General features: G+C 69.6%; 13 protein-coding genes and 1 pseudogene. 4 read left to right on the top strand and 10 right to left on the bottom strand.

What is annotated here, in order from left to right:
* The first annotated feature begins 94 nt into the window (after positions 1–94).
* Positions 95–940 (top strand): PA4780 family RIO1-like protein kinase, encoded by an 846-nt coding sequence (locus JWP65_RS02545; RefSeq protein WP_299760043.1) that lies wholly within the window; start codon positions 95–97, stop codon positions 938–940.
* Between the two features lie 4 nt (positions 941–944).
* Here JWP65_RS02545 and JWP65_RS02540 read toward each other — a convergent pair whose 3' ends face one another.
* On the bottom strand, positions 945–1,151 hold the full coding sequence (locus JWP65_RS02540) for a dodecin (RefSeq protein WP_299760041.1): 207 nt from the start codon (positions 1,149–1,151) through the stop codon (positions 945–947).
* Between the two features lie 58 nt (positions 1,152–1,209).
* Between JWP65_RS02540 and JWP65_RS02535 the strand changes: the two genes are divergently transcribed.
* Complete coding sequence (locus JWP65_RS02535) at positions 1,210–1,473, top strand: VF530 family protein (protein WP_299760039.1); 264 nt, start codon at positions 1,210–1,212, stop codon at positions 1,471–1,473.
* 113 nt (positions 1,474–1,586) lie between these two features.
* Here the strand turns inward: JWP65_RS02535 and JWP65_RS02530 are convergent, their stop codons facing one another.
* The 3 genes from JWP65_RS02530 to JWP65_RS02520 all read right to left on the bottom strand — a co-directional run bounded on the left by JWP65_RS02530 (position 1,587) and on the right by JWP65_RS02520 (position 2,622).
* Positions 1,587–1,868 (bottom strand): HU family DNA-binding protein, encoded by a 282-nt coding sequence (locus JWP65_RS02530; protein ID WP_299760037.1) that lies wholly within the window; start codon positions 1,866–1,868, stop codon positions 1,587–1,589.
* Positions 1,869–1,979: 111 nt separating this feature from the next.
* Positions 1,980–2,459, bottom strand: coding sequence for a VOC family protein (locus JWP65_RS02525; RefSeq protein WP_299760036.1), 480 nt, complete (start codon positions 2,457–2,459; stop codon positions 1,980–1,982).
* A 37-nt stretch (positions 2,460–2,496) separates the two neighbouring features.
* Complete coding sequence (locus JWP65_RS02520; RefSeq protein ID WP_299760034.1) at positions 2,497–2,622, bottom strand: hypothetical protein; 126 nt, start codon at positions 2,620–2,622, stop codon at positions 2,497–2,499.
* Between the two features lie 343 nt (positions 2,623–2,965).
* Between JWP65_RS02520 and JWP65_RS02515 the strand changes: the two genes are divergently transcribed.
* The gene (locus tag JWP65_RS02515) at positions 2,966–3,178 is read left to right on the top strand and encodes a hypothetical protein (RefSeq protein ID WP_299760032.1); all 213 of its coding nucleotides are present in this window, start codon (positions 2,966–2,968) and stop codon (positions 3,176–3,178) included.
* Positions 3,179–3,190: 12 nt separating this feature from the next.
* Here the strand turns inward: JWP65_RS02515 and JWP65_RS02510 are convergent, their stop codons facing one another.
* From JWP65_RS02510 to JWP65_RS02485, 6 genes and pseudogenes are all read right to left on the bottom strand, one after another.
* Positions 3,191–4,135 carry an alpha/beta hydrolase gene (locus JWP65_RS02510; RefSeq protein WP_299760030.1) on the bottom strand — a complete coding sequence of 315 codons (945 nt, stop codon included), beginning with the start codon at positions 4,133–4,135 and terminating at the stop codon, positions 3,191–3,193.
* A 90-nt stretch (positions 4,136–4,225) separates the two neighbouring features.
* Entirely contained in the window at positions 4,226–4,438 is a 213-nt protein-coding gene (locus tag JWP65_RS02505) for a hypothetical protein (RefSeq protein ID WP_299760029.1), read from the bottom strand.
* Positions 4,435–5,031 (bottom strand): glycine betaine ABC transporter substrate-binding protein, encoded by a 597-nt coding sequence (locus tag JWP65_RS02500; RefSeq protein WP_299760028.1) that lies wholly within the window; start codon positions 5,029–5,031, stop codon positions 4,435–4,437. Before JWP65_RS02500 ends, JWP65_RS02505 begins: the two co-directional genes overlap by 4 nt.
* 8 nt (positions 5,032–5,039) lie before the next feature.
* Positions 5,040–5,246, bottom strand: coding sequence for a hypothetical protein (locus tag JWP65_RS02495; RefSeq protein ID WP_299760027.1), 207 nt, complete (start codon positions 5,244–5,246; stop codon positions 5,040–5,042).
* A gap of 13 nt (positions 5,247–5,259) precedes the next feature.
* Complete coding sequence (gene fdxA, locus JWP65_RS02490) at positions 5,260–5,595, bottom strand: ferredoxin FdxA (RefSeq protein WP_299760025.1); 336 nt, start codon at positions 5,593–5,595, stop codon at positions 5,260–5,262.
* Positions 5,596–5,641: 46 nt separating this feature from the next.
* A pseudogene (locus tag JWP65_RS02485) lies at positions 5,642–5,802 on the bottom strand (acyl-CoA synthetase); the annotation flags it as partial.
* Between the two features lie 282 nt (positions 5,803–6,084).
* Here JWP65_RS02485 and JWP65_RS02480 point away from each other — a divergent pair.
* On the top strand, positions 6,085–6,414 hold the full coding sequence (locus JWP65_RS02480; RefSeq protein WP_367280464.1) for a hypothetical protein: 330 nt from the start codon (positions 6,085–6,087) through the stop codon (positions 6,412–6,414).
* Positions 6,415–6,619 lie beyond the last annotated feature (205 nt).

Raw genomic sequence — 6,619 nt, 5'->3', positions numbered from 1 at the left:
GCCTGGTGATGCCGGACCGCCAGCGCTGCGGCGCACCGTGACGCGGGGTGGACCGAAAAAAAAGCGGCTTTCGGGCGGCGGCGACAATGGGCGCATGAAAACTCCGTCCCGCCTGCAGACCCTCGTGGATGAAGGCCTCATCGACAGCGTCGTGCGCCAGCTCATGAGCGGCAAGGAAGCCCTGGCCTACGTGGTGCGCTGCGGCGACGACACGCGTTGCGCCAAGGTCTACAAGGAGGCCACGCACCGCAGCTTCCGGCAGGCCGTCGACTACACCGAGAACCGCAGGGTCAAGAACACCCGGCAGGCCCGCGCCATGGCCAAGGGCACGAAGTTCGGGCGGCAGGCGCAGGAAGCAGCCTGGCAAAGCGCCGAGGTCGACACGCTGTACCGCCTGGCCGCCGCCGGCGTGCGCGTGCCCACGCCGTACAACTTCCACGACGGCGTGCTGCTGATGGAACTGGTGACCGACGCGCACGGCGACGCCGCCCCCCGCATCAACGACGTCGCGCTGACGGCGGACGAAGCACGCGCCCACCACGCATTCCTGCTCGGCGAGGTCGTGCGCATGCTGTGCGCCGGCGTCATCCACGGTGACCTGTCCGAGTTCAACGTCCTGCTGGGGGACGCAGGGCCGGTGATCATCGACCTGCCGCAGGCGGTGGACGCGGCCGGCAACAACCATGCGCAGCGGATGCTGCTGCGCGATGTGGACAACCTGCGCAACTTCTTCGGCGCGCTAGCGCCCGAGCTGTTGCAAACCGACTACGGACTGGAGATCTGGGACCTGTTTCAGCGCGGCCTGCTGTCGCCCGAGACGCCGCTGACCGGCCGCTTCGCGCGCGCCCAAGGCGCGGTGGACCTGACCGGCGTGCTGCGGGAGATGGACGACGCGCGCACCGAGGAGGCCGCGCGGCGGCTGCGGATGCAGGCCGGCTGACGCCCTATTCGAGAGTGAAGCCGACCTTGATGGTGACCTGCCAGTGGGCCACCTTGCCGTCCTCGATGTGGCCGCGCGTTTGAACCACTTCGAACCACTGCATGTTGCGCACCGTCTCGCTCGCCTTGGCGATGGCCGTGCCGACGGCATCCTCGATGCCGGTGGTGGAAGAGCCGGTGAGCTCGAGGGTCTTGTACACGTGATCGGACATCGCGGCTCCTTGAGGTTGGCTCCCGCAGTATCTGCCATCGGCGAGGCAAAATGGCGCCATGCAGGAAGACCCATCCCCACCCGCCCAGCCGCGCAACCGCCTGCACGGCATGACGCTGGAAGCCATCGTGACGGCCCTGGAAGCGCAGTACGGTTGGGACGGGCTGGCCGAGCGCATCCCGGTGCGCTGCTTCACGCACGACCCCAGCGTCCAGTCCAGCCTGAAGTTCCTGCGCAAGACGCCCTGGGCGCGCGAGAAGGTGGAAGGGCTCTACCTGTTCATGCTGCGTGATGCGCAGAGGGCGCGGCGATCCGCCGGTTGAGGCGCAATCCAGGTCGAAGGGTGGGAAGCTGTCGACATCGTGTGCCCACCAGGGCCCACCAAAGCCCCCACATCAGCGCGCCGCGATGGGCGCGGCGCAGTTTGCCCGGCTGGTCAGCCCTTGGCGTTCATGGCGCTCTTCAAGGCCGCGCCGGGGACGAATTTCACGCTGGTGGATGCGCCGATGGTCATGGCCTCGCCAGTCTGCGGATTGCGGCCCTGGCGCTCGGCGCGCTCGGCCCGCTTGAAGCTGCCGAAGCCCGGAATCACCACCTCGCCGCCCTGCGCGAGTTCCTCCGAGACGATCTTGATGAAGGCTTCCATGCTCCTGGCGGCGGCCGCTTGGGACTGTTCGGTGGCGGAGGCCAGGGACTGCACGAGTTCGGTCTTGTTCATTGGTCTAAAGTGTAAGCTGGGAACCCGCCAGTGTAGGCCGCTCGCGGGCCGCCCCGGCTGGAACGGGTCCGGCAAATGCGACAAGTTGAAAGTCCGGGCGTGCGGCGGCCTTCAGCCGCGCCTGGCCTTCTCGATCGCGGCGATGTCGATCTTTCCCATCGTCATCATCGCTTCGAAGACACGCTTGGCGGCCGCGCGATCCGGGCCATGGACCGCATCCATGAGCGCCCGTGGCGTGATCTGCCACGACAGGCCCCACTTGTCCTTGCACCAGCCGCACTCGCTTTCCTGGCCGCCGTTGCCGACGATCGCGTTCCACAGGCGATCGGTTTCGGCCTGGTCGTCGGTCGCCACCTGGAACGAGAAGGCCTCGCTGTGCTGGAAGGCCGGGCCGCCGTTCAGGCCGATGCAAGGAATGCCCAGGACCGTGAACTCGACGGTCAGCACGTCGCCTTGCTTGCCGGCCGGATAGTCGCTTGGCGCGCGCAGGATGGCACCCACGGCGCTGTCGGGAAAAGTCGCCGCGTAGAACCGCGCCGCATCCAGGGCGGTGCCTTGGTACCAGAGGCAGATCGTGTTCTTGCTGGTCATTTCGTTCCTCCAACAGTGTTGCCGTTGCGGCCGCGACTCAGGCAGCCACTTTCGCTTGGACCGCCTGCCGCGGCAACACCAGCTTGAATGTCGCCTGGCCGTGCGCGGAGTCGACCTCGATGCCGCCGCGATGGGCCACGGCGATCGCCTTGGCGATGAACAAGCCCCGCCCCCAGTCCTTCACCGCGCTGCCCATGGTGCCGGCCGGAGCGGAACGGCTCGAAGATGGGCGGCATCACTTCGCTTGGGGATCACGCCCTCGTTTCGCCCTTCCACGGCCGCGCGCCGCGCATCGCCAGTCAGCTGCAGGCGCACGGGCCGGCGAACCACCAGCGAGATGAGCTGGTCCGGATCCTGCGTGGGCCCGCGGGAGACCGAGTCGCGAGTACCTTCTGCTTCGTTGGCGCCTCCCAACGTTGCACCGTTCCGACGCTGGCGGATCCCGATGAGCGGCCGGCCCCCCGCTGCGTGGAAAATGGGGCTTCCTTGCTCAGCCTGAAATCCACTTGTCCCCTTACGTAGTCCTCCTCGCCCCGTTCCTGGCTTCCGCCTTGCTGTGGCTGGCCGCGCCCGGCCTGTTCGCGCGACTCCTCGACCAGTGGCTGGTCGTCGTCGCCCTCGTCGCCCTCGCCTGGCTGCTGTTCACCGCCTGGCGCCGGCGCCAGAGCCGCCGGCAACGGGAGCAGGCGGAGGGCTTGCGCGACTCGGCCCTCTGGTAGCGGGCGCGGGCCTCAAGGCACGTCGAGCAAGCCCCCGCCGTCGCGCCCGACCGGGTGGGTGTGGTGCGGCGCCTGCAGCGGCTCTCCGGCCACCGGCACCACCCGTCCCAGAAACTCCACCACCGAGGTGGCAAAGATGTCGTTGCGGTCGCCCGCCACCATGTGGGCGGCGCCGGTCACGCTGACGTATTCCGCGCGCGGGCACAGCTTGAGGAAGGCTTGCGCGCCCTCCTCGCTGAGCAGGTCCGACAGGCCGCCGCGCACCAGCAGCGTGGGCACGTCCAGGTTGGCGGCGCAGGCCTCCAGCCGCTGCGTGCGCTGCTCCAGGTTGCGCGTCCCGGTGCGAAAGCGCGGGTCCCAGTGCCAGTGGTACTTGCCGTCGCCGCCCAGCCGCACGTTCTTGGCCAGGCCATCGAAGTTGCGCGGTCGCGCGCGGTGCGGCTGGTAGGCCGCGATCGCCTGCGCCACCTGCTCCAGCGAATCGAAACCTTCGGGGCGCTGGTTCATGAAGGCCTCGATGTTCTTGACGCCCGCGGCCTCGATGTTGGGCGCGATGTCCACCAGCACCAGCGCCGTCGCATCCACATGCTTTTCGCCGACGGCCACCAGGCTGGTGCCGCCGCCCATGGAGGCGCCCACCAGCACCGGCCGCCGGCCGCCAAGCGCCGCCACCACGCATTCGAGGTCGCGCACCATCGCGTCTTGCCCGTACACGCCGTCGGGCGCCCACTCGCTGTCGCCGTGGCCGCGCGCATCGAACGCCAACGCGCGATAGCCGGCGGCGCCGAGCGTCTCGCCCGCGCCTTTCCACGCATGCCGGGTCTGGCCGCCGCCATGTTGCAACAGCACCAGCGGCCCGTCGACTGGACCCCAGGCGTCGGCGGCAAGGCGAACGCCGTCCCCGTTGAAGTGAAGCATCGGGTCGGGGGTGCCGGGCAGGCGGGTGTGTGTGCTCATGGAATCGGGTTGGCTGTGTCCGCACAGCATAGCCGCAGCGGGTGGGACGCCGTGTCGGGTGCCGTCGGCAAGAGCGGCCGAATCAGGCCATCACTTCTTCGGCGCCATGATCCCCATCATCAGGTCGGTGTTGAGCTTGGCCATCTTCTGCATCAGGGCCCACTGGCCGGTCATGATCTGGGTGAACTGGGGACTGGTCGGGTTCGCCTGGCCGGACATCGCCAGCTGCGCGGTGGATTGCCCCAGCTGCTGCTGCTCGGCAATGATCTGCTTGACGGCTTCGTTGTACTCTTCGAGGGTCATGGTGGCTCCAGGTCCGGGCAGGTTGCCCACCTGCATCTTAGGCAGAACCGGACCGGCGCGGGGACACGATCCGCCCCCGCAGGTCGAACGTCCACTGCACCACCAGCGCCAGCAGCGCCGCGGGGATGGCGCCGGCCATCATGTAGGCGGTGTGGTTGACGGTCAGGCCGGCGACGATGCCCTGGCCCAGGCCGCCGGCCCCGACGACGGTGGCGACGGTGACGGCCGCCGATGCGCCAGCACGCCAGTGGCAAGCCGATGGCCACGGCCGGCCCCATCGAGCCGAACACCAGCGCCAGGTGCTCGCGCAACAGCCGGCCGAGATCGGGCGCGAGGCGGTCGATGAACTTGGCCCAGCGTGACAGCGGCGCCGCGGGCGCTGCCGCTGCCGCGGTCGTGCCGCGGGCGAGGAAGGCGCGCGCCACGTCGGCCAAGGTGCGGCCTTCGATTTCCACCTGCGCGTTCATGCCGCGCATCGCCTCGTCGTCGATGCGGCCGGCCAGCGCGACGACCAGCGCGCGGTCGTCCAGCGAACTGCGCATCACCAGCACGGCGTCGTAGCGCGGAAAGAAGCTGCGGTCGTCGCGCAGCACGCGCAGCTTCAGCCGCGTGGGTGGATGGCCGGGGTGCCGCTGGCGACCAGCACCTCGCGCACCAGCTCGGCGAGGATGTGGCTTTCGGTGCAGGGCTTGGAGGCGACGACGACGGGCGCGGCCGCGCTGGATTGCGTCGCAGCGCAGGCGAGCAGCGCAAGAACCAGGGCGGCGGCATGCGCGAGGCGTTGCACCGAGGCGCGCAGACGCGTCATGTGCGGCAGCCCGCTACCAGCTGCGCTTGAGCTGGGCCAGCTTGTCCGTCGCTGTCGCCCAGGCCTCATGGTCGGGCAGCGGGGCTTTGGTTCGCCTGATCGGTTTCCAGCCCGGCGCACGGGACAGGCTGGCGTTCAGTTCCACGAAGACGGCCTGCTCGGGCGACACTTCATTCGCATTCACGATCGCCCCGACCGGGCACTCCGGAACGCAGACGGAGCAATCGATGCACTGGTCCGGGTCGATCACCAGGAAGTTCGGGCCTTCGACGAAGCAATCCATCGGGCACACGGCCACGCAATCCGTGTACTTGCACTGGATGCAGGCTTGGGTGACGACGAAGGGCATGGGCTGGATTATCGGGCCGGCTCCGGCATGACGTCGCGCAGCTGCTGACCACCACCGCCACGCCGACCTCGCCCCGCTTGCGGTCCGGCACGCCCAGCACCGCCACTTCCGCCACGGCGAGGTGCGTCAGCAGCACTTCCGCCACCTCGCGCGGATAGACGCTGGAGCCGCCCGAGATCTACATGCCGACTCGCGCCCGGTGATGTACGGCAGGCCGCGCGCGTGACGCCGTCCAGGATCACGCGCGCACCCTGCCCGTGCGGCGCCAGGCCCATGCCTCCTACTGCGCACGCCGTTCATGCGCTCCATGCCGATCACCAGCATGCGCTTCATGCGGCCCGACCCCATGGCGTCGAGCGCGGCCCAGGCCGCCGCCGAGCCGGTGGCGCAGGCGTTCTCGCGGCGCACCCCGGGCGTGTGGCGGAACTCGGGTGTGGCCACCGCCGGCAGCGAGGCGGTGAAGTCCTGGACCACCAAGCCGGCGTTGAAGTGGCCCAGGAGCGCTTCGTCGGACCGGGCGTGCGCGGTATCACGGTGTGCGACACCACCCGAATGGTGCATCCAGCCCAGGTCAAGGCGATGTGCGTGTGCGACACGCTGCAGCAACGCCCACCGGACAGCGTGCAACTCACGCCGCACTTCCACAACACGCGAGGCATGGGCCTGGCCAACGTGCCGGCGGCGGTGCAAAGCGGCACGGTCGCTTCGACGGCTCGCTGGGCGGCCTGGGCGGCTGCCCTTACCCCGGGTGCCAGCGGCAAGGTGGCCAGCGAAGACGCCATCCACATGCTGCAGGCGATGGGCTACGGCACGGGGTGAACCTGGAGCCGCTGCTGGCCCTGGCGCGGGGCCTGCCCGCCGTCGTCGGCCACGAAGTGCCGTCGCAGGTCAGCAAGGCCTGGGCACCGCAGCCCGGGGGTCGGGTCAGGCTGCTGATCGACTGGCTCGCGCAACGACTGGCGCGGCCAGCGCCCCGCTGAACTCGCTGCGCCGCAGCCGGAACCGGTGCGCCGCCACCTTCAGG

The organism is Ramlibacter sp., from assembly GCF_028292805.1.
Taxonomy (GTDB): Bacteria; Pseudomonadota; Gammaproteobacteria; order Burkholderiales; family Burkholderiaceae_C; genus Ramlibacter.
The sequence above is the reverse complement of the archived record's forward strand: the minus strand, read 5'-3'. Positions and strand labels throughout refer to the sequence as shown.

Bases quoted from the DNA above. Each gene is read 5' to 3' on its own strand.
- JWP65_RS02545 (WP_299760043.1), top strand. From the start codon at position 95: ATGAAAACTCCGTCCCGCCTGCAGACCCTCGTGGATGAAGGCCTCATC.
- JWP65_RS02540 (WP_299760041.1), bottom strand. From the start codon at position 1,151: ATGTCCGATCACGTGTACAAGACCCTCGAGCTCACCGGCTCTTCCACC.
- JWP65_RS02535 (WP_299760039.1), top strand. From the start codon at position 1,210: ATGCAGGAAGACCCATCCCCACCCGCCCAGCCGCGCAACCGCCTGCAC.
- JWP65_RS02530 (WP_299760037.1), bottom strand. From the start codon at position 1,868: ATGAACAAGACCGAACTCGTGCAGTCCCTGGCCTCCGCCACCGAACAG.
- JWP65_RS02525 (WP_299760036.1), bottom strand. From the start codon at position 2,459: ATGACCAGCAAGAACACGATCTGCCTCTGGTACCAAGGCACCGCCCTG.
- JWP65_RS02510 (WP_299760030.1), bottom strand. From the start codon at position 4,135: ATGAGCACACACACCCGCCTGCCCGGCACCCCCGACCCGATGCTTCAC.
- JWP65_RS02505 (WP_299760029.1), bottom strand. From the start codon at position 4,438: ATGACCCTCGAAGAGTACAACGAAGCCGTCAAGCAGATCATTGCCGAG.
- JWP65_RS02495 (WP_299760027.1), bottom strand. From the start codon at position 5,246: ATGACGCGTCTGCGCGCCTCGGTGCAACGCCTCGCGCATGCCGCCGCC.
- fdxA (WP_299760025.1), bottom strand. From the start codon at position 5,595: ATGCCCTTCGTCGTCACCCAAGCCTGCATCCAGTGCAAGTACACGGAT.